At 72.7% G+C, this 24,165-nt stretch carries 29 protein-coding genes; 12 read left to right on the forward strand and 17 right to left on the reverse strand.

The window, feature by feature from the left end; genetic code table 11:
- Positions 1 to 43: 43 nt before the first annotated feature.
- The 4 genes from FZC61_RS14145 (at position 44) to FZC61_RS14160 (ending at position 3,746) form a co-directional block, all read left to right on the forward strand.
- Positions 44 to 2,056, forward strand: coding sequence for a protein meaA (locus FZC61_RS14145; RefSeq protein ID WP_148614815.1), 2,013 nt, complete (start codon positions 44 to 46; stop codon positions 2,054 to 2,056).
- Between the two features lie 73 nt (positions 2,057 to 2,129).
- Positions 2,130 to 2,339: a hypothetical protein gene (locus FZC61_RS14150; RefSeq protein ID WP_148614816.1), complete on the forward strand. Its 210-nt coding sequence runs from the start codon at positions 2,130 to 2,132 to the stop codon at positions 2,337 to 2,339.
- 32 nt (positions 2,340 to 2,371) lie between these two features.
- Positions 2,372 to 2,893, forward strand: coding sequence for a ferritin (locus FZC61_RS14155; RefSeq protein ID WP_148614817.1), 522 nt, complete (start codon positions 2,372 to 2,374; stop codon positions 2,891 to 2,893).
- Between the two features lie 19 nt (positions 2,894 to 2,912).
- Positions 2,913 to 3,746 (forward strand): FAD-dependent oxidoreductase, encoded by an 834-nt coding sequence (locus FZC61_RS14160; protein ID WP_148614818.1) that lies wholly within the window; start codon positions 2,913 to 2,915, stop codon positions 3,744 to 3,746.
- Here the strand turns inward: FZC61_RS14160 and FZC61_RS14165 are convergent.
- The 4 genes from FZC61_RS14165 to nucS form a co-directional block, all read right to left on the reverse strand.
- A complete protein-coding gene (locus tag FZC61_RS14165) occupies positions 3,743 to 4,168 on the reverse strand; it encodes a hypothetical protein (protein ID WP_148614819.1) in 426 nt (141 codons plus the stop codon). The two genes, FZC61_RS14160 and FZC61_RS14165, sit on opposite strands and share 4 nt — an antisense overlap.
- Before the next feature lie 89 nt (positions 4,169 to 4,257).
- A complete protein-coding gene (locus FZC61_RS14170; protein WP_148614820.1) occupies positions 4,258 to 4,593 on the reverse strand; it encodes a hypothetical protein in 336 nt (111 codons plus the stop codon).
- Between the two features lie 53 nt (positions 4,594 to 4,646).
- Entirely contained in the window at positions 4,647 to 5,246 is a 600-nt protein-coding gene (locus FZC61_RS23450) for a DUF952 domain-containing protein (protein WP_211357254.1), read from the reverse strand.
- The gene (gene nucS / locus FZC61_RS14180) at positions 5,246 to 5,944 is read right to left on the reverse strand and encodes an endonuclease NucS (RefSeq protein WP_148614821.1); all 699 of its coding nucleotides are present in this window, start codon (positions 5,942 to 5,944) and stop codon (positions 5,246 to 5,248) included. The genes FZC61_RS23450 and nucS overlap by 1 nt, the downstream gene beginning before the upstream one ends.
- Positions 5,945 to 6,021: 77 nt before the next feature.
- On the opposite strand from nucS, the gene FZC61_RS14185 reads away from it, so the two are divergent.
- The gene (locus tag FZC61_RS14185) at positions 6,022 to 6,567 is read left to right on the forward strand and encodes a GNAT family N-acetyltransferase (protein WP_148614822.1); all 546 of its coding nucleotides are present in this window, start codon (positions 6,022 to 6,024) and stop codon (positions 6,565 to 6,567) included.
- 43 nt (positions 6,568 to 6,610) lie between these two features.
- On the forward strand, positions 6,611 to 8,434 hold the full coding sequence (locus tag FZC61_RS14190) for a 3-hydroxyacyl-CoA dehydrogenase family protein (protein WP_148614823.1): 1,824 nt from the start codon (positions 6,611 to 6,613) through the stop codon (positions 8,432 to 8,434).
- Between the two features lie 24 nt (positions 8,435 to 8,458).
- On the opposite strand, the gene FZC61_RS14195 is transcribed toward FZC61_RS14190, so the two are convergent.
- The 3 genes from FZC61_RS14195 to FZC61_RS14205 form a co-directional block, all read right to left on the reverse strand.
- Positions 8,459 to 10,366 (reverse strand): S8 family peptidase, encoded by a 1,908-nt coding sequence (locus FZC61_RS14195; RefSeq protein ID WP_148614824.1) that lies wholly within the window; start codon positions 10,364 to 10,366, stop codon positions 8,459 to 8,461.
- A 109-nt stretch (positions 10,367 to 10,475) separates the two neighbouring features.
- On the reverse strand, positions 10,476 to 11,669 hold the full coding sequence (locus tag FZC61_RS14200) for an MXAN_6640 family putative metalloprotease (protein WP_148614825.1): 1,194 nt from the start codon (positions 11,667 to 11,669) through the stop codon (positions 10,476 to 10,478).
- A gap of 361 nt (positions 11,670 to 12,030) precedes the next feature.
- A complete protein-coding gene (locus FZC61_RS14205; protein WP_148614826.1) occupies positions 12,031 to 12,459 on the reverse strand; it encodes an FAD synthase family protein in 429 nt (142 codons plus the stop codon).
- A 149-nt stretch (positions 12,460 to 12,608) separates the two neighbouring features.
- On the opposite strand from FZC61_RS14205, the gene FZC61_RS14210 reads away from it, so the two are divergent.
- Positions 12,609 to 13,877 (forward strand): DUF445 domain-containing protein, encoded by a 1,269-nt coding sequence (locus FZC61_RS14210; protein ID WP_246142694.1) that lies wholly within the window; start codon positions 12,609 to 12,611, stop codon positions 13,875 to 13,877.
- Positions 13,878 to 13,882: 5 nt separating this feature from the next.
- Positions 13,883 to 14,128, forward strand: a complete 246-nt coding sequence (locus tag FZC61_RS14215) for an RNA-binding S4 domain-containing protein (protein ID WP_148614827.1) — start codon at positions 13,883 to 13,885, stop codon at positions 14,126 to 14,128.
- 59 nt (positions 14,129 to 14,187) lie between these two features.
- Here the strand turns inward: FZC61_RS14215 and FZC61_RS14220 are convergent, their stop codons facing one another.
- From FZC61_RS14220 to FZC61_RS14250, 7 genes are all read right to left on the reverse strand, one after another.
- The gene (locus FZC61_RS14220) at positions 14,188 to 14,556 is read right to left on the reverse strand and encodes an FKBP-type peptidyl-prolyl cis-trans isomerase (protein ID WP_148614828.1); all 369 of its coding nucleotides are present in this window, start codon (positions 14,554 to 14,556) and stop codon (positions 14,188 to 14,190) included.
- A 57-nt stretch (positions 14,557 to 14,613) separates the two neighbouring features.
- Positions 14,614 to 16,134 carry an MFS transporter gene (locus FZC61_RS14225; RefSeq protein WP_148614829.1) on the reverse strand — a complete coding sequence of 507 codons (1,521 nt, stop codon included), beginning with the start codon at positions 16,132 to 16,134 and terminating at the stop codon, positions 14,614 to 14,616.
- Positions 16,135 to 16,182: 48 nt separating this feature from the next.
- Complete coding sequence (locus tag FZC61_RS14230; protein ID WP_148614830.1) at positions 16,183 to 16,620, reverse strand: CBS domain-containing protein; 438 nt, start codon at positions 16,618 to 16,620, stop codon at positions 16,183 to 16,185.
- Positions 16,621 to 16,659: 39 nt separating this feature from the next.
- Positions 16,660 to 17,553 carry an inositol monophosphatase family protein gene (locus FZC61_RS14235; RefSeq protein ID WP_211357256.1) on the reverse strand — a complete coding sequence of 298 codons (894 nt, stop codon included), beginning with the start codon at positions 17,551 to 17,553 and terminating at the stop codon, positions 16,660 to 16,662.
- Between the two features lie 97 nt (positions 17,554 to 17,650).
- Positions 17,651 to 18,655 carry a ribosome small subunit-dependent GTPase A gene (gene rsgA, locus FZC61_RS14240; protein WP_148614832.1) on the reverse strand — a complete coding sequence of 335 codons (1,005 nt, stop codon included), beginning with the start codon at positions 18,653 to 18,655 and terminating at the stop codon, positions 17,651 to 17,653.
- Positions 18,655 to 19,920, reverse strand: coding sequence for a 3-phosphoshikimate 1-carboxyvinyltransferase (gene aroA / locus FZC61_RS14245; RefSeq protein WP_148614833.1), 1,266 nt, complete (start codon positions 19,918 to 19,920; stop codon positions 18,655 to 18,657). Before aroA ends, rsgA begins: the two co-directional genes overlap by 1 nt.
- Positions 19,921 to 20,039: 119 nt before the next feature.
- Complete coding sequence (locus FZC61_RS14250) at positions 20,040 to 20,564, reverse strand: DoxX family membrane protein (protein WP_148614834.1); 525 nt, start codon at positions 20,562 to 20,564, stop codon at positions 20,040 to 20,042.
- Between the two features lie 55 nt (positions 20,565 to 20,619).
- Here FZC61_RS14250 and FZC61_RS14255 point away from each other — a divergent pair, with 55 nt between their 5' ends.
- From FZC61_RS14255 to rsrA, 4 genes are all read left to right on the forward strand, one after another.
- Positions 20,620 to 21,417, forward strand: a complete 798-nt coding sequence (locus FZC61_RS14255) for an SOS response-associated peptidase (protein WP_148614835.1) — start codon at positions 20,620 to 20,622, stop codon at positions 21,415 to 21,417.
- The gene (locus FZC61_RS14260; RefSeq protein WP_148614836.1) at positions 21,414 to 22,064 is read left to right on the forward strand and encodes an alpha/beta hydrolase family protein; all 651 of its coding nucleotides are present in this window, start codon (positions 21,414 to 21,416) and stop codon (positions 22,062 to 22,064) included. The genes FZC61_RS14255 and FZC61_RS14260 overlap by 4 nt, the downstream gene beginning before the upstream one ends.
- Before the next feature lie 63 nt (positions 22,065 to 22,127).
- On the forward strand, positions 22,128 to 22,775 hold the full coding sequence (locus FZC61_RS14265; RefSeq protein ID WP_148614837.1) for a sigma-70 family RNA polymerase sigma factor: 648 nt from the start codon (positions 22,128 to 22,130) through the stop codon (positions 22,773 to 22,775).
- Positions 22,772 to 23,065, forward strand: a complete 294-nt coding sequence (gene rsrA, locus FZC61_RS14270) for a mycothiol system anti-sigma-R factor (RefSeq protein WP_148614838.1) — start codon at positions 22,772 to 22,774, stop codon at positions 23,063 to 23,065. The genes FZC61_RS14265 and rsrA overlap by 4 nt, the downstream gene beginning before the upstream one ends.
- 83 nt (positions 23,066 to 23,148) lie before the next feature.
- On the opposite strand, the gene FZC61_RS24080 is transcribed toward rsrA, so the two are convergent.
- The 3 genes from FZC61_RS24080 to FZC61_RS14280 all read right to left on the reverse strand — a co-directional run bounded on the left by FZC61_RS24080 (position 23,149) and on the right by FZC61_RS14280 (position 24,165).
- Positions 23,149 to 23,223, reverse strand: coding sequence for a 50S ribosomal protein bL37 (locus tag FZC61_RS24080; protein ID WP_370692322.1), 75 nt, complete (start codon positions 23,221 to 23,223; stop codon positions 23,149 to 23,151).
- A gap of 67 nt (positions 23,224 to 23,290) precedes the next feature.
- Positions 23,291 to 23,686, reverse strand: a complete 396-nt coding sequence (locus tag FZC61_RS14275; RefSeq protein ID WP_148614839.1) for a thioesterase family protein — start codon at positions 23,684 to 23,686, stop codon at positions 23,291 to 23,293.
- A complete protein-coding gene (locus FZC61_RS14280; RefSeq protein WP_246142695.1) occupies positions 23,686 to 24,165 on the reverse strand; it encodes a GNAT family N-acetyltransferase in 480 nt (159 codons plus the stop codon). Before FZC61_RS14280 ends, FZC61_RS14275 begins: the two co-directional genes overlap by 1 nt.

The raw sequence follows: 24,165 nt of genomic DNA on the forward strand, positions 1-24,165 counted from the left end.
GACAACGGTTACCAACCCGTAACCACCGTTCTAGGCTGCGGCCATGACGACCGACAAGCCCGCCAAGGACAAGCCCTGGGTGATGCGGACCTACGCCGGCCACTCGACCGCCGAGGCGTCCAACGCGCTGTACCGGGGCAACCTGGCGAAGGGGCAGACCGGGCTGTCGGTCGCCTTCGACCTGCCCACCCAGACCGGCTACGACCCCGACTCCGTCATGTCGCGCGGCGAGGTGGGCAAGGTCGGCGTCCCGGTCCCGCACCTGGGTGAGATGCGCAAGCTGTTCGACCAGATCCCGTTGACCGAGATGAACACCTCGATGACGATCAACGCGGTCGCCATGTGGATGCTCGCGCTCTACCAGGTCGCCGCCGAGGAGCAGAACCCCGACCTCGACCCCGACGAGGTGGCCCGCCAGCTGGCCGGCACCACCCAGAACGACATCATCAAGGAGTACCTCTCGCGGGGGACCTACGTCTTCCCGCCCGAGCACTCGCTGCGCCTGATCAGCGACATGATCGCCTACACGGTCCACCAGATCCCGAAGTGGAACCCCATCAACATCTGCAGCTACCACCTGCAGGAGGCCGGCGCGACGCCGACGCAGGAGCTCGCCTACGCGCTGTGCACCGCGATCGCCGTGCTCGACCAGGTCAAGGCCTCGGGCCAGGTCGACGAGGGCGACTTCGAGAAGGTCGTCGGCCGGATCTCGTTCTTCGTCAACGCCGGGGTGCGCTTCGTCGAGGAGACCTGCAAGATGCGGGCCTTCGTGCAGCTGTGGGACGAGATCACCCGCGAGCGCTACGGCGTGCAGGACCCCAAGATGCGGCGCTTCCGCTACGGCGTCCAGGTCAACTCCCTCGGCCTGACCGAGGCCCAGCCCGAGAACAACGTGCAGCGCATCGTGCTCGAGATGCTCGGCGTCACGCTCAGCAAGAACGCCCGCGCCCGCGCCCTGCAGCTGCCGGCCTGGAACGAGGCGCTGGGCCTGCCGCGGCCGTGGGACCAGCAGTGGTCGCTGCGGCTGCAGCAGGTGCTCGCGTTCGAGTCCGACCTGCTCGAGTACGACGACATCTTCGACGGCAGCCACGTCATCGAGGCCAAGGTGGCCGAGCTCGTCGCGAGCGCCCGGGCCGAGATCGACCGCGTCCAGGCGATGGGGGGCGCGATCGCCGCCGTCGAGTCGGGCTACATGAAGCAGGAGCTGGTCTCGGCCCACGCCGCGCGTCGCGCCCGCATCGAGAGCGGCGACGAGGTCATCGTCGGCGTCAACCGCTACGAGACCACCGAGCCGTCCCCGCTGACCGCCAACCTCGATGACGCCATCATGGTCGCCGACCCGCAGGCCGAGGCCGCGGCGCTGGCCTCGATGGAGGCCTGGAAGCAGCAGCGCGACGAGGACGCCGTCGCCGCCGCGCTCGCGGCCCTGGCCGCCGCGGCCAAGACCGACGACAACCTGATGGCCGCGACCCTGGTGGCCGCCCGCGCCGGCGCGACCACGGGGGAGTGGGCGGGCACCCTGCGCGAGGTCTTCGGCGAGTTCCGCGCCCCGACCGGGGTGAGCGGCGCGGTCGGCGTGGCCGAGGCCGGTGCCGAGCTCACCGAGGTCCGCGAGCGGGTCCGGGCCACCGGCGAGGAGCTCGGTGGCCGCCTGCGCCTGCTGGTCGGCAAGCCCGGGCTCGACGGCCACAGCAACGGCGCCGAGCAGGTCGCCGTACGGGCCCGCGACGCCGGGTTCGAGGTCATCTACCAGGGGATCCGGTTGACGCCCGACCAGATCGTCTCGGCCGCCGTCGCCGAGGACGTCCACTGCGTGGGCCTGTCGATCCTGTCCGGCAGCCACATGGAGCTGGTGCCCGCCGTGCTCGAGGGCCTGCGCGCCGCCGGGCTCGACGACGTACCGGTGATCGTCGGCGGGATCATCCCCGACTCCGACGGCAAGCGGCTCCTGCAGGCCGGCGTCGCGGCGGTCTACACGCCCAAGGACTTCGGCCTCACCGAGATCATGGGCGGCATCGTCGACGTGATCCGCAAGGCCAACGACCTGCCCGTGTGACCCGCCCGCCTGACCCGCCCGCCTGACCTGTTCATCAGGTCAGGCTGCCCTCAGTGATGTTAGGCTTGCCTACATGGGCAAGGGTAAGGGCAAGTCGGGCAAGGGCACCGTGGCCAAGCTGCCGAAGACCAAGTGCTGCGCGTCGCGCAGCAAGTGCGGCCGTTGCCCGCTGCGCATGCTGAAGGAGGGCACGCTCCCGTCGGGGTATACCGTCAAGCGTCGTCAGCTGGTCCGGCTCGACGGCAGCAAGGTCACCAAGAAGAAGCTGGCCAAGGCCGCCTGACGGGCGCCTGGTCGGCTCGAGCAGGAGATACCGTGCCCGGAACCCGGTTCGCCGAGCAGCTCAACGCCCAGATCGGCAACGAGCTCGCCGCCCACAACCAGTACGTCGCCATCGCGGTGCACTACGACGCGCTGACCATGCCCCAGATGGCGGCCCTGTTCTACGGCCAGGCCCTCGAGGAGCGCGACCACGCGATGATGATGGTCCAGTACCTCCTCGACACCGACGTCGACGTGGTCATCCCCGGTGTCGCCGCGCCGGTGCCGTGCTTCGAGGGCGTCGTCGCGCCGGTCGAGCTCGCGCTGAGCCAGGAGAAGCGGGTCACCGACCAGATCAACGGCCTGCTGCGCACCGCCCGCGAGGAGGGCGACTTCGCCTCCGAGCAGTTCATGCAGTGGTTCATCAAGGAGCAGGTCGAGGAGGTCGCCTCGATGAGCGACCTGCTCACCGTCGTACGCCGCAGCGCCATCGACGACATCGAGGACTACGTCGCCCGCGAGCGCGGCGGCGAGGGCACCGACGCCACGGCGCCCCGGATCGCCGGCGGCGCCTGACGGTCGTGGGTGGGTCGGCGTGAGTCGCGTGATCGTCGTCGGGGCAGGGGTCGTGGGGCTCACCTGCGCGGTCCGCCTGCTCGAGGCGGGGCACCGCGTCGACGTCGTCGCGCGCGACCTGCCGCTCGAGACGACGTCGGTGGTGGCCGCAGCCCTGGTCCACCCCTACCTCGCCGGGCCGGTCGACCTCGTCGAGCGCTGGACGGCGCGCTCGCAGGCGGTCTTCACGGCGCTCGCGGCCCAGGACGACCGGGCCGGCGTCCGGGTGCTCCCCGGCACCGACGTCGGTCATGGCGACGCCGTCGCCCCGGTCGTCGACATGCCCCGCTACCTCCCGTGGCTCGTGGCCCGCGTCGAGGCGCTGGGCGGCACCGTGACCAGGCTCAACCTCGCCGCACTGCCCGACCACGGCGACGTGGTCGTCAACTGCTCGGGCCTCGGGGCGCGCCTGCTGGGCGGCGACCACACCGTCGTCCCCGTGGCGGGTCAGGTCGTCGTCGTCGAGCAGGTCGGTCTCGAGCGGTGGGCGCTCGACGGGCGCGACGGGCGGCCCCCGACCTACGTCGTGCCACGCGAGCGCGAGATCGTCCTGGGCGGGACCGACGACGCGGGGGAGTGGAGCCGCACCCCCTCGCCGCAGGTCGCGGCCGACATCGTGGAGCGGGCCACGGCGCTGGTGCCGGCCCTCGCGCACGCACGCGTACTGCGCCACCGGGTCGGGCTGCGCCCCGCGCGACCCGTCGTACGGCTCGAACGGCGCGGCCGGGTCGTGCACTGCTACGGCCACGGCGGGTCCGGGGTGACGCTGTCGTGGGGCTGCGCCGACGACGTGGTCGGGCTCCTGCAGGACTAGGGGGTCGTCGGCTCGGTGCTGGGCCCGGTGGTGGGGGAGACCGGGCTGGTGGGCTCGAGCAGGGGCGGGCAGAGGTCCTGGGCGTAGTCGATGAAGGCCGTGCCGTCGGCCTTGTCGTCTGCCGGGATCTTGACCGTCTCGACGTCCTTGTAGGGCGTGTCGCCCTCGTCGGCGAGGGCGTCGACGTAGCTCTCGAAGCCGTTGCGCTCCGACTCGGAGATGCCGGCGGGGGTGCCGATCTCGGCGAGGCGGTCGGCGACGTCCTGGGCCGTGGCCGTCTCGTCGTAGTAGGCCGCGCAGAACTCGGTCTGATCGGCGTCGGTCGGCGCGTCGTCGGCGATGCCACCGCAGGCGGCCAGGGTGAGGAGCACCGCGGTCGCGAGACCGGCCCGCAGCACGGGACGCGAGGGGATGGTCGTCACCCGACCAACGTAACGCCCACGTCCCACGCCCACGACCCGCCCGGCCCGAGCGGACCACCCGGCCCGCGCGGGCCAGCGGGTCGCCGGTGTCAGTTGCCGATGTCCTTGAGCTTGGTGTCGTCGTCCTCGCCCGCGCAGCCGGCCTTGATCGAGTTGGCGAAGGCGTCGCGCTTCTCGTCGTCGAAGCCGTCGACGGCCTCGACCGCGTCCTTGACGTCCTGGCCGTCCTCGTCCTTGGCGGCGTCCTTGAACAGGTCGATGACCTCGTCGGTCGACTTGCCCTTGAGCTCGCCGCAGGTGGTGTTGTCGGCGTCGGAGCCGCACGCGGTCAGGGCGCCGCTGAGCACGACCGAGGCGAGCACGAGGCCGAGCGCCGTACGACGCGGGCGGAGGTGGGCGGGGAGGAGGGTCTTGTCGAGGGTCACGCGGCGCACCCTATCCTGAGGATTGCCTGAGCAGACGCGTGGTCCGCGGCGGTCTAGCCCTGTGCCCGGTGCCCCCGCCGTGAGCGACGGACGACGAGGATCGCGCCGACCAGGCCGAGCAGCGCCCCGGTCACCGGACCCCACTGCTCGTCGACGGCGCGGCCCACCAGGGCGGTGACGACCACGGTGGCCAGGACCGCGCTGGCCACGGCGACGTTGCGGAACATCTCCTCCAGGAACAGCCGGCTGAACGAGGGCGACGACGAGGGCGACGGCGGGAGCGAGGGCGGGGGGACGGCTGCCGGGGCCACGGGCTGCGGGGGCTCGGGCTGCGCCCTAACGTCGAGGGGGATCGTGCGCACGACGGCGTCGACCTCGATCGGGCCGTAGACGTGCGGGAACGTCTCGTCCGAGCCCGGCACCTCCTCGTCGACCACCGGCGAGGTGAGCCGCTCGGTGTCGATCACCAGCAGCACCAGGGGCTCGGTCACGTCGGCGTAGTAGCGCTCGCGCACGCCCTGCCACTGGTCGCCCCGGCTGGCGTGGATGAAGCCCTCCTCGGCGAGGGTCCGACCGCGGGTGGAGGTCGTGTAGCGACCACTCGCGCGCGCCGCCTCCCAGTCGGCGAGCGTCGCGAGGTGGAAGATGCGCATCAGAAGAGGCGGTGCTCGGAGTCGTCGATGCCGCGCAGGGCGTCGTAGTCGACCACGGCGCAGGCGATGCCCCGGTCGGTGGCGAGCACGCGTGCCTGCGGCTTGATCTCCTGGGCCGCGAAGATGCCACGGACCGCGCCGTTGCCGGTGAGCAGCGGGTCGCGGTTGAGCAGCTCGAGGTAGCGGGTGAGCTGCTCGACCCCGTCGATGTCGCCGCGGCGCTTGATCTCGACGGCCACGCTGGCCCCGGCGCCGTCACGGCACATCAGGTCGACCGGACCGATCGCAGTCGGGAACTCGCGGCGCACGAGGGTCAGGCCCTCGGCCAGGGTGGCGGGGTGCTCGGCGAGCAGCTCCTGCAGGTGCTTCTCGACGCCGTCCTTCTGCAGCCCGGGGTCGATGCCGAGCTCGTGGGCCGAGTCGTGCAGGACCTCCTCGATCAGGATCCGCAGCGTGTCGGCCGGCCCCTTCGACGTCGCCTTGGCGGTGACGGTCCACTCGACGGCGCCGTCGTCGGTCAGGCCCTCGCGCAGGGTGCACGGCGGGCTCATCCAGTTCAGCGGCTTGTAGGAGCCGCCGTCGGAGTGCACCAGGACCGACCCGTCGGCCTTGATCATCAGGACCCGGGTCGCCATCGGCAGGTGGGCGGTGAGCCGGCCGGCGTAGTCGACCTGACAGCGGGCCACGACGAGTCTCACGGGCGTGGAATCTACCGTGCACCGGTGCCGGGCCGTGCGGGGGCGCCGCTGCCGCCATGCCCTAGGGTCGCGAGACCATGGCGATCACCGTCCGACCCGCGCGGCCCTCCGACCTGCGCCGCATCGCTGCGGTCGAGGACGCCGGCGGGCCGATGTACGTCGAGCACTTCGGCGACCGGGTGGTGCCCGCGCTCACGGCCCGGGCGCCGAGCGGGGCCGAGCGCGACGGCCGGGGGTTCCTGCTCGTCGCGGTCGACGACCGGCGCCTCGTGGGCTTCGCCCACGTCATGCCCTACGACGTGCACGCCCACCTCCAGCAGCTGTCGGTGCTGCCGGCCTACCAGCGCCGGGGCATCGGGACGGCGCTGGTGCGGGCAGCGATGGAGGAGGCCCGCTGGTCCGGCTTCGACCGGATGTCGCTGTGCACCTACCGCGACGTGCCGTGGAACGGGCCGTTCTACGCCGGGCTCGGGTTCGTCGAGGTCGAGCCCGCCCGGCTCGAGCCGTTCCAGCGCGACCTGCGCGACCGCGAACGCGCGCTCGGGCTCGACGAACCGGGTGTCCGGGTGGTCATGGAGCAGCCGTTGCGGCGCCCCACGACCCGCCAAGTTACCGGTGAGTGAACATGTCCGGGAGCACGGCTCCGGCCGTGGAATGATCCGCAGCATGACGAGCCCCGCCACCCTGTCTGCCGAGTCCGCAGAGCCCGCCGCCCGCACCTTCACCACGATCGGCGTCGTCGGTCTCGGCACCATGGGTGCCGGCATCGCCGAGGTCTTCGCCCGCAACGGCTACGCCGTGATCGGCGTCGAGCTCAACGACGAGGCCGTCGCGCGCGGGCGCCAGTACCTCACCCACTCCACGGGCCGTGCGGTCAAGCGCGAGAAGATGACCGAGGCCGAGCAGGCCGAGCTCCTGGGGCGCATCACCTACTCGACCTCCCTGAAGGACCTCGCCGACGCCGACCTCGTGGTCGAGGCGGTCGTGGAGTCGATGGACACCAAGAAGGCCATCTTCCGCGAGCTCGACGGCATCGTGCGTCCCGAGACGGTGCTGGCGACCAACACCTCGTCGCTCTCGGTCACCGAGCTGTCCTCGGCGACCTCCGGCCCGGGCCGCGTCATCGGCGTGCACTTCTTCAACCCCGCCCCGGTGCAGAACCTCGTCGAGGTCGTGCGCACCGTGGTCACCGAGCCCGTCGTGCTCGACGACGTCCAGGCCCTGCTCGGCACGCTGGGCAAGAGCCCCGTCGTGTGCGGCGACAAGGCCGGCTTCATCGCCAACACCCTGTTGTTCGGCTACCTCAACCACGCGGCGTCGATGTTCGAGGGCCGCTACGCCACCCGCGAGGACATCGACGCCGGCATGCGCTTCGGCTGCGGCTACCCCATGGGCCCGCTGGCGCTGCTCGACCTGATCGGTCTCGACACGGCCTACGAGATCCTCGAGACGATGTACCGCCAGGGGCGCGACCGGCTGCACGCCCCGACCCCGATCCTCAAGCAGATGGTCACCGCCGGGCTGCTCGGCCGCAAGACCGGCCGCGGCTTCTACACCTACGAGGGCCCGGACAGCCCGGTCGTCGTCGCCGACGACAAGACGCCGTCGGCCGACGAGGCCCCGCAGCTCAAGCACGACATCCGCCAGGTCGGCGTCGTCGGCACCGGCACGATGGCCTCGGGCATCGTCGAGGTCTTCGCCAAGGCCGGCTACGACGTGCTCTACGTCGGGCGCAGCCAGGACAAGGTCGACGGCGTCGTCAGCGCGATCACCAAGAACTTCGACAAGCAGATCCAGCGCGGCAGGAGCACCGAGGAGGCCAAGGCCGAGGTGCTCGCCCGGGTCACCGGCACCACCGCGCTCGACGACCTGCGCACCGTCGACATCGTGGTCGAGGCGATCGCCGAGGACCTCGCGATCAAGACGACGCTGTTCGAGAACCTCGACGAGATCTGCAAGCCCGGTGCGATCCTGGCCACCACCACCTCCTCGCTGCCGATCATCTCGATGGCCAAGGTGACCAGCCGCCCGCAGGACGTCATCGGCATGCACTTCTTCAACCCCGCGACGATCATGAAGCTGGTCGAGGTCGTCTCGACGGTGTCCACCGACGACGACGTCACCGAGACCACCCGCGCGCTCTGCGCCAAGGTCGGCAAGGTGGCGGTGTCCTGCGGCGACCGCGCCGGGTTCATCGTCAACGCGCTGCTGTTCCCCTACCTCAACGACGCGGTCAAGATGCTCGAGGCCCACTACGCCACCGCCGACGACATCGACCTGGCGATGAAGCAGGGCTGCGCGCTGCCGATGGGCCCCTTCGAGCTGCTCGACGTCGTGGGCAACGACGTCTCGCTGGCCATCCAGCGCGAGCTCTTCCAGGAGTTCCGCGAGCCCGGGTTCGCGCCGGCGCCGCTGCTCGAGCACCTGGTGACCGCCGGTTACCTGGGCCGCAAGACCAAGCGTGGCTTCCGCGACTACTCGCGCCGCTGACGCCCCGGCTGCCGCCGGCGGCGCCTACCGCCGCCGGCGCAGCTGCGCGACCTGGGTCAGCACCACCCGGCCGTTGACCGAGTCGCTGTCGACGGTGTCGGGGTCGGAGACCAGGTAGTCGCCGACGACCTCGACGGTGTAGCGGCCGGGACGGACCCGGGGCACCATCACGTGGGCGAGACCGGTGGCGTAGAGCACGTCGGTCGTCGTGCGGGCCACCACCCGGCCCGCGGCGTCGCGGACGGTGCCGGTGACGCTGGCGAGGTTGGCGGCGGTGCCCGGGGTCGGGTAGACGATCGCCACCTTGAGGGCGTCGGTCGCGCGCCCCACCGTGACGGGGTAGGTGCGGGTGAAGCTGCCCCCGACCGAGACCGGCGGCGACGCCTCCTGCCACAGGTCCGCGCGCGTGACGGCCCAGCGGTCCTGCGTGCGCAGCCGTCGGTCGGCCCGCTCCTGCGCGGTGCGCAGGGCGGCGGCGTAGCGCGGGGAGCGGACCAGGGCGACGGCCCGGTCGAGGTTGACGTGGCCGTAGCCGACCTGCCACGACGGCAGGACCCGCGTGCCGGTGCGCATCCGGCTGGCCGTCGCGGTCAGCGCCGTGCGCACCTGCTGGTAGGTCAGGCGTGGGTTGGCCTGCCGCAGCACGGCGGCGGCACCGGCGACGTGGGGCGAGGCCATCGACGTACCGCTGGCCGAGGCGTTCTCGCCCGGCGCGCACGGACCGATGACCGTGCCCGTGCCGTCGCAGGTCGAGGAGATGTCGACGCCGGGCGCCGAGACGTCGGGCTGGGTGTTGCCGATCCGGTCGCCGACGAAGACGGTGTGCCCGCCCTGGCCGATCGGCTTGGCCGCGCCGTTGTCGAAGGCCAGTCCGTTGGAGGAGAAGCCGCCGCGCACCCGGTCGAGGTCGCTGGCGGCGACCGAGATCACCCACGGTGCCTGGTTGAACGGCGAGACGCTCGCCTCGGCCTCCTCGGCGCCGGAGTTGCCGGCGGCGAAGACGGTGACGATGCCGCGGCGCGAGATCGCCCTCGTGGCGACGTTGACCGGGTCCGACGGGTCGTACTGGCGGAAGGAGTTGCCCCAGGAGTTGTTGATGACGTCGATCGAGAGGTGCCCGGGCTGGTCGAGGATGTAGTCGAAGGCGGTCACGACCGCGGTGGTCGTGATGACGGCGCCGATGGCGAAGCAGGCCAGCGTGGCGTCGGGGGCGACCCCGAGGTGGTCGGGCCCGGTGTGGCCGTCGGCGGCGATGATGCCGGCCACGTGGGTGCCGTGCCCGCTGCCCAGGTCGGTGTTGACGTAGGGGCCTCGGTCGACGGGTACGACGATCGTCGGGGAGGTGCCGGCGTTGACGTACTCGGGGCTGAGCAGGGTGACGTTGTGGGAGATGTGGTCGGCGAGGTCGGGGTGGGTGCCGTCGCAGCCCGAGTCGATGACCCCCACGGTGACCCCCTTGCCGGTCAGGCCCCTCGCGCGCAGGTCCTGGGCCGCCCCGAGGCTGGAGGACATCACGTCGCTCGACGCGGTGTCGAGATAGGTCAGCGGGTCGTCGGGGTGGACGTCGTTGCCCACACCGCTGGTGACGCTGGCCACGACCTGGGCCAGCGACCCCTCGACGAGTGCCAGCGGCAGCCGCCGCATCGGCTGCACGACCAGGCCCAGGCGCCGCAGCGCGGCGACCTCGGCGCCGGTGGGCACGGCGTCGAACGACACGATCGCCCGCTGGCGTCCGCTGCCGGCCGCCGCGCCCGACAGCAGGCGGTCCAGTCCGGGGTGGGTCTGCCGCAGCTGGGCCAGGGAGGTCGCAGGGACCGTGGAGCTCGCGGAGACGGTCGTCGCGGCGCTGGGGCCGGTAGCGAGACCGCCGAGGGACAGGGTGAGCGTGCCGACGCAGGTCAGCGTGCCGATCCGTCGGCGCAGGGAGGTCATGGCGGGCGGTGCCTTTCGTTCGTCCGGGTCGTCCGACAAACGACGGCCCGCCCTGCGGGTTACGTCAGCAGCGCACACCGAGGCGCACCGAGGCGCACACCAGGCGGCGTCAGCGAGCGACGGACGCCCGGAGCACGAAGGGCTGCCGCTGGTCGAGCGAGGTGCCCTCGCACGCGAGCGTGGTGCCCTCGTCGCAGCGGTAGCGCGTCGAGGCGTTGGCCATCACGACGGTCACCGCGACCGTCGAGCGGTCGAAGCGGACGACGGCCCGGCCGAACCCGCGGCGGTTGAGCAGGACCTGGCGCTGCTGGAGGCTGCCGTCGGCGCGCTCGAGCAGCAGGTGGGCGGCCGGGGCGTGGCGTCGGTCCGGGGCGTTGACGGCCAGGGTGAGGCGCCACCCGCGCCCGAGCGAGGGGTCGGGGACCAGCCGCACGGCGCGCGAGGTGAGGTGGTCCAGGCGCATGGTGACCTTGGTGCTGCGGACCTCGCTCGACAGCCGGCGCCTGGCCACCGGCGCAGCCGGGTAGACCGAGCCCTCGGGATAGGTCACGGCGGGGATCGTGTTGCCGGCGGCGTACGCCGCGAAGGCCCGCGGCAGCCCCCCGCGGCTCGCGAGGACCCTGCTGAGCGCCTGGGTGCTGAAGTCGTCGGGCAGGCCGTCGCCGGTGCCGGCCCGCTCCCAGACGCGGCGTACGACGTCGGTGCCGTAGCGCTGGCCCAGGAACTCCCAGAACGTCCAGTTGCCGTAGTGGGCGTAGCCCCCGGTCTCGAACAGGTCCAGCGGCACCCGGGGCCGGGCGAGCTGGCCGAAGCGCAGGTAGGCGCGGTTGTCGTCGACGCCGTCGGCGAAGCGCTCCTCCATCCAGGTCGCGGTCGACTCGAGCAGCCAGGGGTCCTCGGTGAAGTCGTAGGCGAACTGGATCGCGTGGAAGAACTCGTGGGCCGCAGTCACCTTGAGGGTCTGCAGGGGGGCGCGCCCGAACTGGGTGCGGGCGAAGTCGTCGTCGAGCACGCAGAACCCGCTGGCCTGCTGGGGCTGGCCGGGGACGCGACGCTCGGGGGCGCAGTAGCCGTAGAGGCCGCGGTTGCCGACGTCCTTGAGGTAGACGTCGAACTTCGCGTTGCCGCCGCGCTTGCCGTCGGTGGCCGGGCGGCGGTAGCCGAGGAGGTCGACGTGGTGGCGCCACACCTGCTCGAGCACGCGCAGCGAGGTCGTGGGCCACGCGGCGTCGGCGGGGGCGTCGTTGCCGGTGCGCACCCAGTGCAGGCAGAAGTGGGTGCTGCAGCGTCGCGTCGACGGCACGTCGTAGCCGTCGGCGAACGGGTCGGTCGCCCCCTGCGTCGGGCGGGCGAGCAGGCCGCCGGCGAACTGCTCACCGATCGCGCCCAGGGTGGGCCGGGCCAGGAACAGGTCACGCAGCGCGAGGGTGGCCTCGGGGCGGTCGTGCCGGGCCAGCGGTGCGGCGGCGCGGGGACCGGCGCTGCCGGGGGCGCCGTACAGCGCCTTGCTGGCGGCGAGCAGCGGGGGGTCGGGGGCCTTGTCGCGGGCGGCGGTGGTCGCACCGGCCGGGGAGGCGACCAGCAGGATGCCGCCCAGCAGGACGGCGGCGAGGAGGGTGCGTAGGAAGGTGATGGTCTGCTCCGGGGAAGAGGAGGCGGGAGGGTCAGGTCGCGGAGGAGATCTTCTCGATCAGCGCGGTCGTGGAGATGGCGGGCGTGCGGGGCAGGTAGACGACCTCGCAGATGTCGTGGAACTCGTCGAAGCGGCCGGCCCAGTCGTCGCCCATGACCAGCACGTCGGCGGCGTAGCGGGTGATGTAGTCGCGCTTGAGCTCGAGACTCTCCTCGACGAACACCTCGTCCACGGGCTTGAGGGCGGCCACGATCTCGAGCCGTTCGGCCTGGCTGAAGACGGGCTCGCGGCCCTTCTTGCGCAGGTTGAGCGCATCGGCCGAGACCCCGACCACCAGCCGGTCGCCGAGGGCGGCGGCGCGCTCGATGACCCTCAGGTGGCCGACGTGGAAGACGTCGAAGGTGCCGAAGGTGATCACGGTACGGCGCGCGGCTGCGGGCTCGATCGGCTGGTCGGGCATGGTGGCCAGTGTTCCACGTGGGGCCGGTGGTGCCGGGGACCGACGCCCCTGCACGGGGACCCGATCCGTGTCCCGCTCCGGGCCCCGACGCGGTCGCGGTCGGGCCCCGTGGCGCCGGCCCGCGGTCGGGGTGAGCGACACTTCTCCTCGTGCCGCACCCCTCACCGCCCGGCCCCCAGGTCGACAGCACGGCCGACGACGTGCGCCGTCGTGCTCTGCGGCAGATGCGGACGGTGGCGGTGTCGCTGCTGCTGTTCGCCGCCGCCGTGTACGTCGCCACCCTCAACCGCGACGGGGTGCTGGGGTTCGTCAACGCGGGCGCGGAGGCCTCGATGGTCGGCGCGATCGCCGACTGGTTCGCCGTGACCGCGCTCTTCCGGCACCCGTTGGGCCTGCCGATCCCGCACACCGCACTGATCCCGCGGCGCAAGGACGAGCTGGGGCGCGGGCTGCAGGACTTCGTCGGTGAGAACTTCCTGCAGGAGGCGATCATCCGCGAGCGACTCGGCGCCGCCGGTATCGCGGCCCGGGCCGGGCAGTGGCTGGCCGACGACGTCAACGCCCGCCGTGTCGTCGACGAAGTGGCCGAGGTCGCCTGCATCGCGCTCGGCAAGGTCCGCGACGAGCACGTCGAGGCGTTGGTCACCGAGGCCCTCGTGCCGCGCTTCGGCGAGGAGCCGATCGCCCCGCTGCTCGGCGGGCTGCTCGCCGAGGCCGTGCGCGACGACGTCCACCACGGCCTGGTCGACCTGGCCCTCGGCGAGCTGCACGACTGGCTGGAGGCCAACCCCCGCACCGTGCAGGACGTGCTGGGCGAGCGTGCCCCGTGGTGGGCGCCCGACAGCCTCAACGAGCGCGTCACCGCGCGTGCCCACGTCGAGATCGTGCGCTGGGTCGGTGACATCCGTCAGGACCCGCAGCACCGCGCGCGCCGCGCGCTCGACTCGCTGCTGGCCCGGCTCGCCGAGGACCTGCTGAGCGACGCCGGCACCCAGGAGCGGGCCGAGCGGCTCAAGGACCGGCTGCTCGAGCACCCGGCGGTGGTCAAGACCGGTGTCTCGTTGTGGCAGGCCCTGCAGCGGGCGCTGCAGTCGTCGCTGGCCGACCCCGAGGGCGCCGTACGCCGCCGGCTGCTGATCGAGGTCCGGGCCTTCTCCGCCCGCCTCGGGTCCGACGCCGCGCTGCGCGAGCGGCTCGACCGGCACGCCGCCGACGCGGCGGTGTTCGTCGTCGAGCGCTACGGCAACGACCTGACCGCCGTCATCACCCACACCATCGAGCGGTGGGACGGCAAGGAGGCGGCCGAGCGGATCGAGCTGCACGTCGGACGCGACCTGCAGTTCATCCGGATCAACGGCACCATCGTCGGCGGCCTCGTGGGGGTGTTGATCCACGCCGCCTCGGTAGTGATTCACTAGGCCTCATGGCAGATCCCGTGAACGTCCCGATCGAGGACGCGTCGATCAAGCTCGGCCAGTTCCTCAAGCTGGCCAACCTCGTCGAGTCGGGCTCCGCGGCCAAGGACCTGCTCGCCGCAGGCGTGGTCAAGGTCAACGGCGTCCCCGAGACCCGACGCGGCCGTCAGCTCGTCAACGGCGACCTGGTGACCCTCGCCGCCCAGTCCGCCCGGGTCTCCGACGGCAGCACGCCCGACGACTTCCCCTGGTGAGCCGGGCGGGAGTTTCACCGCTGAGGCGGTGAAACTCCCACCAAGGTCAGCACGCGCGGTCAGCGCACCTCGAGCAGGTCGACCACGAAGATCAGCGTCTCGCCGGGCTTGATGACGCCGCCGGCGCCGCGGTCGCCGTAGCCGAGGTGGGGCGGGATGACGAGCTGGCGGCGGCCGCCGACCTTCATGCCCTGCACGCCCTGGTCCCAGCCGGCGATGACCTGGCCGATGCCGAGGCGGAACTGCAGCGGCTCGCCGCGGTTGTAGGAGGCGTCGAACTCCTCGCCGGTCGAGTGGGCGACGCCGACGTAGTGCACCTTGACGGTCTGGCCGGCGGCCGCCTCGGGGCCGTCGCCGACGGTCAGGTCGGTGACCTCGAGGTCGGCGGGCGGGTCGAAGGCGGGGAAGTCGATCTCGGGCTTGTCCATGCGCGCCAGCCTAGACGTCGCGCTGTTCTCCCCCGAGCCGACCTGCGCCGACCTGCGTCACGTCCCGTCCGGCACCGCACGTCGGGTGGTCGTGTGCCCCTCGTCGTCGCAGGCCGAGGCCAGGGGCGGTGCGCCCACCCCGCAGTGGCTCAGGTGCTGCGTCGGTTCGTCGGCGGCGTCGGAGGGCGAGTCGGGCGCGAGCACGTCGTTGCGCACGGTCACCGCGGCCACGAGGCCGCTGACCACGAGGATCGCGGCGGAGACCCACAGGGCGCGCTCGAAGCCTCGTGCCGCGCCGTCGGTGACGCCCGCCAGCACCGGGATGGCGGCGACGGCGAGCAGGCCGCCGGTGCGGGCGACGGCGTTGTTGACGCCCGAGGCCATGCCGGCGTGCTCGTCGGGGGCCGCGCCGAGGGCGGCCGCGGTCAGCGGCGCGACCATGATGGCCAGCCCGAGCCCGAAGACGACCACGCCGGGCAGGACGTCGGCCAGGTAGGTGTCGCCCGCGCCGACGCGGGCCAGCAGCAACAGGCCGGTCGCACAGACCAGCGGTCCCACCGACATCTGCAGGCGGGGGCCGATCCGTGCGGCGAGCGCCCCGGACCGGGCCGACAGCACGAGCATCAGCGCCGTCACCGGCAGCAGGGCCGAGCCGGCGGCCACGGGGCCGAAGCCGGTGACCTCCTGCAGCTGGACGACGAGCAGGAAGAAGACCACGCCGAAGCCGCCGTAGACCAGGAAGGTCACCCCGTTGACCGCGCTGAACTGCGCCGAGGTGAAGACCCCCAGCGGCAGCACCGGGTAGGCCGCTCGGCGTTCGCGCACGACGAACCCGACGGCGCCCGCGAGCCCGACCGCGAGTGCGGCCATCACGACGACCGGCCCGCGCGAGGACTCGATGAGCGCGAAGGTCAGACCGGCCAGGGCGACGGCGCCGAGGATCCCCCCGGCCCAGTCGACGGCCGTGCCGTCAGCGGCGTCGTCGTGGGTCTCGGGCACGTGGCGCGCGGCGATCCACACGACCACCGCGGCCAGCGGCAGGTTGATCAGGAACACCCACCGCCACGACGCGACGTCGACCAGCCAGCCACCGAGCAGCGGCCCGATCGCGGTCGCGACCCCGCCGAGCCCCGACCACGCACCGATGGCGCGGGCGCGGTCCTCGGTGCGGAAGCTCACCTGCAGCAGGGCCAGGCTGCCCGGGGTCAGCAGCGCGGCGCCGACGCCCTGCACGGCGCGGGCCGCGATGAGGGTGCCGACGTCCTGGGCCAGGCCGCAGGCCAGCGAGGCGACCGCGAACCACACGACGCCGACCACGAACACCCGTCGGCGCCCGAACCGGTCGCCGAGGGTGCCGCCGAGGAGGATGAACGACGCCAGCGTCAGGGCGTAGGCGGAGACGGTCCACTGCAGGGCGGAGAACTCGGCGTCGAGGGCCTCGCCGAGCGCCGGCAGGGCGACGTTGACGACGGTGGCGTCGATGCCGGCGAGGGCCGAGCCCAGGATCGTCGCGAGCAGTACCCAACGCCCGGCGCCGGTGGCGAGCGACAGGTCGGGCGTCGAGGTCACGACGCGCAGGCTAGCCCGCCGAGCGGGTCCGCGGGAGGGGGCGGACGCCGCGGGCCCCTACTGCTGGTGCACGTAGGAGTCGAGCTGGTCGCGCTCGAACTGCAGCTGCCCGATCTTGTGCTTGACGACGTCACCGATCGAGACGATCCCGACCAGGGTGGTGCCGTCGAGGACCGGGACATGGCGGAAGCGCCGGGTCGTCATCGTGGTCATGACCTCGTCGAGGTCGTCGTCGGGCGCGCAGGTCTCGACGGCGGCGGTCATGATCGCTGCCACCGTGTTGTGGATGACGGTGCCGTCGTGGTGGAGGTGGCGCACGACGTCGCGCTCGCTGACGATGCCGTCGACCCGCGACCCGTCGACGCTGACGACGAGGGCTCCGATGTTGTGCTCGGCGAGCAGGGCGATCAGCTCGCGGACCCCGGCGTCGGGGGTGATCGTGACGACGTCGCGTCGAGCGGTGTCCTTGGCCTGGAGGATGGTGCCGATGCGCATGCGCCGGACGCTACTGCGCCGGTGCCCCCGTGACCAGGGTCACTCGTCCACGACCGGACGCGGGCGTCGCGATCGCAGGTCGCTGACGGTGCCCGGACCCGAGGTCGGCCAGTCGGCGTCGCCCTCGTGGTCGTCGGGGAGCCCGCCGACGAAGGACAGCGCCGCCTCGTGGAGGTGGCCGTTGGTGGCCAGGGCGTTGCCACCCCAGGGGCCGTCGGTGCCGCCGAGCGAGGTGAACCGCCCGCCCGCCTCGCGCACGATGACGTCGAGGGCCGCCATGTCGTAGACCTCGAGCTCGGGCTCGGCGGCCACGTCGACCGCGCCCTCGGCCAGCAGCATGTAGGACCAGAAGTCCCCGAACCCGCGGGTGCGCCAGCAGCGCCGCATCAGCGACAGGAAGTCCTCGAGCCGGCCGCGCTCCTCCCACCCGCTGAGCGAGGAGTAGGCCAGGTGGGCGTCCTCGAGGCGGCGTACGTCGGAGACCTGGATCCGGGTGGCCTTGAGCAGCGAGCGGCCCGTCCAGGCGCCGTGGCCCTTCGAGGCCCACCAGCGCCGCTGCAGCAGCGGGGCCGACACCACCCCGAGCACGACCTCGTCGTCGACGACCAGCGAGATCAGGGTCGCCCACACCGGCACGCCGCGCACGAAGTTCTTGGTGCCGTCGATGGGGTCGACGATCCACCGGCGCTGGGAGGTGCCGCTGCTGCCCTGCTCCTCGCCGGTGACGGCGTCGCGGCTGCGCACCCGCGACAGGGTGCGCCGGATGCCCTCCTCGACCTGCTGGTCGGCGTCGGTGACCGGCGTGAGGTCGGGCTTGCTCATCACGTGCAGGTCGAGCGCCTTGAACCGCCCGGTCGTCAGGGCGTCGGCGTCGTCGGCCAGCACGTGCGCCAGGCGCAGGTCGTCGGTGTAGTCGGTGCTCTTGTGCGCCACGGCCACACCTTAGGGGGAGCGGTCCGATCCGAGGTCCACCCCTGTCGCTGGCTGCGCCGCACCCGCCCCGACCGGCCGGTCGCGGACGCGTCGCCGGTCAGTACTCGCTGACCGACCGGGCGGCGAGCAGGCGCCGGAACGACTGCACCCGGTCGGGGTCGGCCTCGCCGCGCTCGACGGCCTCGTCGAGGCCGCACTCGGGCTCGTCGTCACCGTGGGTGCAGCCGCGCGGGCAGTCCTCGGTCATCTCGTCGAGGTCGGGGAAGGCGCCGATCAGGTCCTCGGGACGCACGTGCGCAAGGCCGAAGGACCGGATGCCGGGGGTGTCGATGATCCAGCCCCCGGTGACCCCGTCGTGGTCGGGCAGCGGCAGCAGGTAGGCCGAGGTCGAGGTGTGGCGGCCGCGGCCGGTCACCGCGTTGACGACCCCGACCTCGCGCAACGCGTCGGGCACCAGGGCGTTGACCAGCGTCGACTTGCCGACGCCGCTGGAGCCGACCAGGACGCTGGTGCGGCCGGCGAGCCGCTCGCGGACCTCGGTCAGGTCGCCACCGCGCTCGGTGACCACCCACGGCACGCCCAGGGACCGGTAGGTCAGCAACAGCTCGTCGGGCGGGGTGAGGTCGGCCTTGGTCAGGCACAGCAGGGGCGTCATGCCGGCGTCGTACGCCGCGACGAGGGCGCGGTCCATCATGCGCGGCTGGGGCTCGGGGTCGGCCAGGGCCGTCACGATGACCAGCTGCTCGGCGTTGGCGACGATGACGCGCTCGACGGGGTCGTCGTCGTCGGCGGTGCGGCGCAGCGTCGTGGTGCGCTCGACGACCTCGACGATCCGGGCCAGGGCCCCGTCGGCGCCGGAGGTGTCGCCGACGACGCGCACCCGGTCACCGACGACGACCCCCTTGCGCCCCAGCGGGCGGGCCTTCACCGCGAGCACGACGTCACCGTCGATGAGCAGGGTGAAGCGACCGCGGTCGACGGTGACCACGACGCCCTCGACCGCGTCGTCGTAGGTCGGCCGGTCCTTGGTGCGGGGCCGCGTGCGCCGACGGGGACGGTCGTAGTGCTCGACGTCCTGGTCGGTGTAGCGGCGTCCGGACATCAGAGCAGGCTCGACCAGAAGCCGGCGAACCCGGGGAAGGTCTTGCTGGTGGTGGCGACGTCCTCGACCAGGACCCCGTCGACACCCGCGCCGATGATGACGCCCGCGTGGGCCATCCGGTGGTCGGCGTAGGTGTGCCAGACCCCGCCGTGCAGGGGCGCCGGGGAGATCGAGAGGCCGTCGGGGTGCTCGGTCACCTCGGCGCCCAGGGCCGCGAGCTCGGTGGCCAGGGCGGTGATGCGGTCGGTCTCGTGGCCGCGGATGTGGGCGATGCCGCGCAGGTGCGACGGTCCGTCGGCCAGCGCGCACAGGGCGGCCACGGCCGGCGTCAGCTCGCCGACATCGTGGAGGTCGAGGTCGACGCCCTGCAGCCGGTCGGGACCGGTGACCTGCAGCCCGTCGTCGGTGCGGGTGACCTCGCAGCCCATGAGCGCCAGGATCGTGCGCAGCTGGTCGCCGGGCTGGGTGGTCGCCTCGGGCCAGTCGCGCACGGTCACCCGACCGCCGCTGACCGCGGCCAGCGCCAGGAAGGGCGCGGCGTTGGAGAGGTCGGGCTCGATCACGTGGTCGACGGCCCGGACCGGTCCGGATGCCACCGCCCACCGGTTGGCCTCGCTGTCGTCGACCTCGACGCCGTGCTCGCGCAGGATCGCGACCGTCATGTCGATGTGGGGCACCGAGGGCACCGGCTTGCCGTCGTGGCGCACGTCGACCCCACGCTCGTAACGGGCGCCGGCGAGCAGCAGCGCCGAGACGAACTGGGACGACGCCGAGGCATCGATCACGACGGTGCCGCCCGGCACCGTACCGGTGCCGAGCACCGTGAACGGCAGCGCGCCCCTGCCGCCGTCGTCGACCTCCACGCCCAGCGTCCGCAGCGCGACGAGCACCTCGCCCACCGGACGCGCGCGCATGTGGGGGTCGCCGTCGAACGACACCGCGCCCGTCGAGAGCCCCGCCACCGGCGGCACGAACCGCATCACGGTGCCGGCCAGGCCGCAGTCGATCGTGGCGTCGCCGACGAACGGCTCCGGGGTCACGACCCAGTCGTCGCCGGAGGTGTCGACCTGCGACCCCAGCGCACCCAGCCCCGCGGCCATCAGCAGGGTGTCGCGCGACCGCAGGGCCCGTCGTACGACGGATGGGCCGTCGGCGATCGCCGCGAGCACCAGCGCCCGGTTGGCCAGCGACTTGCTGCCCGGCAGCGAGACGACCACGTCGACCGGGTCGCGCACGCGGGGGGCGGGCCAGGGATCAGCGGTCACCCGCGCACCCTATCGAGCCCGCAGGTCGCGATAGTCCCTGACGTAGATCAAGGGACTCTGCTTCAGATCCTTGATTTTCGTCAGGGACTATCCCAGTCCGGCGGTCGGCAGCGTGTCAGTCAGGCGACCCGGGCCTTCGCCAGCCGCGCCTCGCGGCGGGCGGAGGTGGCGAGGTGCTTGGACTGGCGGCGGGCGTCCTTGGCGGCGCGGCGGGCTCGCCAGGCGACGCCCGGCTTGCCGTCGGTGTCGCCGGACACGATGAGCATGGCGCCGAAGAGCGAGAGGTTCTTGAAGAACGCGATGCTCTGCGCCTTCTTCGCGGCGGGGTCGGTCTCGTTCCAGAAGGAGTGCCCGGCGACGGTCGTCGGCAGCAGGGAGGCGGTGATGACCGAGGCCCCCAGACGCGGGCCGCGACCGGTGGCCAGGGCGAGGGCGCCGGTGACCTGGGCGGCGGCGTTGAGGCGCACCAGGGTCGCGGTGTCGTCGGGCAGCGGGACGCCGGCCTTGCGGGCCAGCGGCACGACACGGTCGGTCACCTTCTTGGCGCGCGGCACGGCTTGGGCGGGGTCACGGAGGACGCCTTGCGCGGCGTAGATGATCCCGACGGCGATGAGGGGACGGGCGATACGTCGGCTGAGGCTCATGTCGACCAACCTAGGTGATCCGTCGCCGTCCCTGGCCACCCCTAGTGTTGAACCCATGTGCGGCAGGTACGCGTCGAGCCGGCGCCCCGACGACCTCGTGGAGGAGTTCGACGTCCTCGACTCCCACGTCACGCAGGCGCTCGAGCCCGACTACAACGTGGCTCCCACCAAGGACGTCTACGCCGTCCTCGAGCGCGTCCCGTCCGCCTCCGACGGCGGCGACGTCCGCGACGCCGGGCCCGACCCGGTCGACCCGGTTCGCCAGCTGCGGGTGGTGCGGTGGGGGCTGGTGCCCTCGTGGGCCAAGGACCCCGCGATCGGCAGCCGGATGATCAACGCACGCATGGAGACCGTGGCAGACAAGCCCGCCTTCCGTCGGGCCTTCGCCAAGCGCCGCTGCCTGCTGCCCGCCGACGGCTACTACGAGTGGTACGAGACCGCCGAGCTGACCGCCAAGGGCAAGCCCCGCAAGCAGCCGTTCTTCATCCGGCCCGCCGACGGCGGCACCCTCGCGATGGCCGGCCTCTACGAGATCTGGCGCGACCCCACCCGCGACGAGGACGACCCCGAGCAGTTCCGCTGGACCTGCACCGTGATCACCACCGACGCCGCCGACGACCTGGGTCGCATCCACGACCGCATGCCGTTGATGGTCGAGCCCGATCGCTGGCACACCTGGCTCGACCCGCGCACCGACCAGGACGACCTGCTGGCGCTGCTCGTGCCGGCCGTCCCCGGACGCCTCGAGGCCTACCCTGTGTCGGCCGCGGTCGGCAACGTCCGCAACAACGGCCCCGGGCTGCTCGAGCCACTGGCCCTGGAGGGCCCCGACGACCAGGAGACGCTCCTATGACCCGTCACGAACTGGTGGTGGAGACGCCCCACGGTGAGGGGCTGCTGGTCACCGACCGCTCCCGCAGGCCCATCGCCACGGTGCTGCTCAGCCACGGCGCGGGGGCGGGTATCGACACCCCGGACCTCGAGGCCCTGGCCGACGCGCTGCCCCGCAACGACATCACGGTGGTCCGCTTCGAGCAGCCCTGGAAGCGCGCCGGCCGCCAGGTCGCGACGGCGCCCACCACCCTCGACGAGGCGTTCGTCGCCGGCGCCAACAAGCTGCGCACGCGCTCGCCGCTGGTCGTCGGCGGGCGCTCCGCCGGGGCCCGCTCGGCCGCGCGCACCGCCAAGAGCCTCGGCGCCGTCGGCTGCCTGGCGCTCGCGTTCCCGCTGCACCCGCCGGGCAGGCCCGAGAAGTCGCGTCTCGACGAGCTGCGGGGCGCCCGGGTGTCGACCCTCGTCGTCCAGGGCGAGCGCGACCCGATGGGTCGTCCCGAGGAGTTCCCCGACGACCTCGACCTCGTCGTCGTACCCGGCGGCGACCACTCCTTCGTGGTGCCCCGCAAGGGCTCGGTGTCGCAGGAGGAGGCCCTAGAGATCCTCGTCGAGTCCGTCCTGGAGTGGGTCGTGCGCGAGGTCGTGGGGAATGCCACCCGGCGCTGAACGGTTCACCCCAACGTGATGGCTGTGATGGAACGTCCCGCCAGCGACGTACGCTGGGACCTGATGACTGACGTGACTGACGCTGAACCCGAGGTCGTCGACCTCGAGACCGAGACCGAGGCCGAGAGGTCGCTGCGCTTCGAGCGCGACGCCTTGCCGTTCCTCGACCAGCTCTACTCCGCCGCGATGCGGATGACCCGCAACCCGGCCGACGCCGAGGACCTGGTGCAGGAGACCTTCGCGAAGGCCTACTCCGCCTTCCACCAGTTCCGGCCCGGCACCAACCTCAAGGCCTGGCTCTACCGGATCCTGACCAACACCTTCATCAACAACTACCGCAAGAAGCAGCGCCAGCCGCAGCAGTCGATGTCCGAGGACGTCGAGGACTGGCAGCTCGCCCGTGCCGAGTCACACAGCTCGTCGGGCCTGAAGTCCGCGGAGATGGAGGCGCTGGAGCACCTGCCCGACTCGCAGGTCAAGGACGCGCTGCAGCGTCTGCCCGAGGAGTTCCGCCTGGCGGTCTACCTCGCCGACGTCGAGGGGTTCGCCTACAAGGAGATCGCCGAGATCATGGAGACGCCGATCGGCACCGTGATGTCGCGTCTGCACCGCGGACGCCGGCAGCTGCGTGACATGCTCTCCGATTACGTGCGCAGCAACGACCTGCTGCCCGCGGGCACCGTGGACGCCAAGGAGGCGAAGGACCGATGACCCACGCTCACGGCGAGCACGCCGACCACGCCGCCGACGCCGAGTGCGCCGACTTCCTCGAGCGCATCGTCTACTTCCTCGACAACGAGCTCGACGACGCCGACTGCGCCGACGTGCGGCTCCACCTCGACTCGTGCAACCCCTGCCTGGTCAAGTACGACCTGCAGCGCACGGTCAAGGCCGTCGTGGCCCGCTCGTGCAGCGAGGTCGCGCCCGCCGACCTGCGCGAGCGCGTCCGGGTCCGCATCCGCGAGGTCCAGGTGCAGATCCAGGTCTCGCCCGAGCGCTGAGCGCCTCTGGCGACACCGGCACGCAGCCTGTAGGACGAGAGAACCCCCGGCCGATGGCCGGGGGTTCGTCGCGTCAGCCGTGATCAGCTGTTGGGGCGCTTGCCGTGGTTGGCGGCCTTCTTGCGTCGCGCGCGACGCTTGCGTCCGGTCTTGCCCATGGTGTCCTCCTGGGATCTCGATCGTGCCATCCTCTCAGGTCGCCGGGCGCGGGTGAAATCGCGCTGCTCACAGACGCCCGAGGAAGCGTGCGGCGTCGACCACGACCCGGGTGATCTCGCCGCTGGCAACGACCTTGCCGGCGCCGGTCCCGCCCACGTGCTGCGCGGCGACGGCGAAGCGGTGCAGCCGGCCGTCGGTGTAGGCCGGGGAGGCCGACACCTCCACGACCTGGCCGACCGCCGACGCGCCGAGGTGCTCGAGGGCGACCCGGGTGCCGACGCTGGTCGATCCCTCGGCCAGGGTCGGCTCGAGGGCCGCGCAGGTGGCGGCCTCGAGCCAGGCGAGCAGCCGCGGGGTGCCGAGCACGGGCAACGAGCCCGAGCCCACGGCCAGCGCGGTGTCGTCGTCGGTCACGGTGAAGCGCAGGGTGGCGGTCAGGGGCTCGCTCGGGCGGTCGGTCATCACAGCTCCAGGGTGTAGGCGACGAGGCTGACGCCGGGGTACGGCGACCAGTCGCGGTCAGGGGCGCGGACGAAGCCCAGGCGCTCGTAGAGGCGGTGCGCCCCGGCCATCGCCTCGAGCGACGACAGCACCACGGCCCGGGCGCCGTCGCTGCGGAAGCGGTCGACCACCATCGTCGCCAGTGCGGCGCCCACGCCCCGTCGCTGGGCCTGAGGGGCGACCGCGAGCATCCGGAATTCGCCCTCACCGTCGCGGGCCACCTCCCGCCACGGCGACCCCGGCGGGCAGACGGTGACGTTGCCGAGCACCTGCCCGCCCTCGACGGCCACCCAGACCTCGGCGTCGCGGTCGCGCCCCGCGACGTCGGCCAGCCGCACGCGGTAGGGGTCGTGGGGGCCGTCGAGGAAGGGCTCGTAGGCGGCCACGGTGACCCGTCCGACGGCCTCGTGCTCGTCCGGCCGGGCGCGGCGCAGCAGCAC

This window comes from Nocardioides rubriscoriae, assembly GCF_008087085.1.
Lineage (GTDB): Bacteria > Actinomycetota > Actinomycetes > Propionibacteriales > Nocardioidaceae > Nocardioides > Nocardioides rubriscoriae.

Excerpts from the sequence above, each read along its gene's own strand:
- FZC61_RS14185 (WP_148614822.1), top strand. The coding sequence starts at position 6,022 with ATGGCGATCACCGTCCGACCCGCGCGGCCCTCCGACCTGCGCCGCATC.
- FZC61_RS14250 (WP_148614834.1), bottom strand. The coding sequence starts at position 20,564 with ATGAGCCTCAGCCGACGTATCGCCCGTCCCCTCATCGCCGTCGGGATC.
- FZC61_RS23450 (WP_211357254.1), bottom strand. The coding sequence starts at position 5,246 with ATGCGCATCTTCCACCTCGCGACGCTCGCCGACTGGGAGGCGGCGCGC.
- FZC61_RS14220 (WP_148614828.1), bottom strand. The coding sequence starts at position 14,556 with ATGGACAAGCCCGAGATCGACTTCCCCGCCTTCGACCCGCCCGCCGAC.
- FZC61_RS14150 (WP_148614816.1), top strand. The coding sequence starts at position 2,130 with ATGGGCAAGGGTAAGGGCAAGTCGGGCAAGGGCACCGTGGCCAAGCTG.
- FZC61_RS14145 (WP_148614815.1), top strand. The coding sequence starts at position 44 with ATGACGACCGACAAGCCCGCCAAGGACAAGCCCTGGGTGATGCGGACC.
- FZC61_RS14230 (WP_148614830.1), bottom strand. The coding sequence starts at position 16,620 with ATGCGCATCGGCACCATCCTCCAGGCCAAGGACACCGCTCGACGCGAC.
- rsrA (WP_148614838.1), top strand. The coding sequence starts at position 22,772 with ATGACCCACGCTCACGGCGAGCACGCCGACCACGCCGCCGACGCCGAG.
- FZC61_RS14255 (WP_148614835.1), top strand. The coding sequence starts at position 20,620 with ATGTGCGGCAGGTACGCGTCGAGCCGGCGCCCCGACGACCTCGTGGAG.
- FZC61_RS14190 (WP_148614823.1), top strand. The coding sequence starts at position 6,611 with ATGACGAGCCCCGCCACCCTGTCTGCCGAGTCCGCAGAGCCCGCCGCC.
- FZC61_RS14195 (WP_148614824.1), bottom strand. The coding sequence starts at position 10,366 with ATGACCTCCCTGCGCCGACGGATCGGCACGCTGACCTGCGTCGGCACG.
- FZC61_RS14215 (WP_148614827.1), top strand. The coding sequence starts at position 13,883 with ATGGCAGATCCCGTGAACGTCCCGATCGAGGACGCGTCGATCAAGCTC.
- FZC61_RS14265 (WP_148614837.1), top strand. The coding sequence starts at position 22,128 with ATGACTGACGTGACTGACGCTGAACCCGAGGTCGTCGACCTCGAGACC.
- FZC61_RS14275 (WP_148614839.1), bottom strand. The coding sequence starts at position 23,686 with ATGACCGACCGCCCGAGCGAGCCCCTGACCGCCACCCTGCGCTTCACC.
- rsgA (WP_148614832.1), bottom strand. The coding sequence starts at position 18,655 with ATGTCCGGACGCCGCTACACCGACCAGGACGTCGAGCACTACGACCGT.
- FZC61_RS14260 (WP_148614836.1), top strand. The coding sequence starts at position 21,414 with ATGACCCGTCACGAACTGGTGGTGGAGACGCCCCACGGTGAGGGGCTG.
- FZC61_RS14205 (WP_148614826.1), bottom strand. The coding sequence starts at position 12,459 with ATGCCCGACCAGCCGATCGAGCCCGCAGCCGCGCGCCGTACCGTGATC.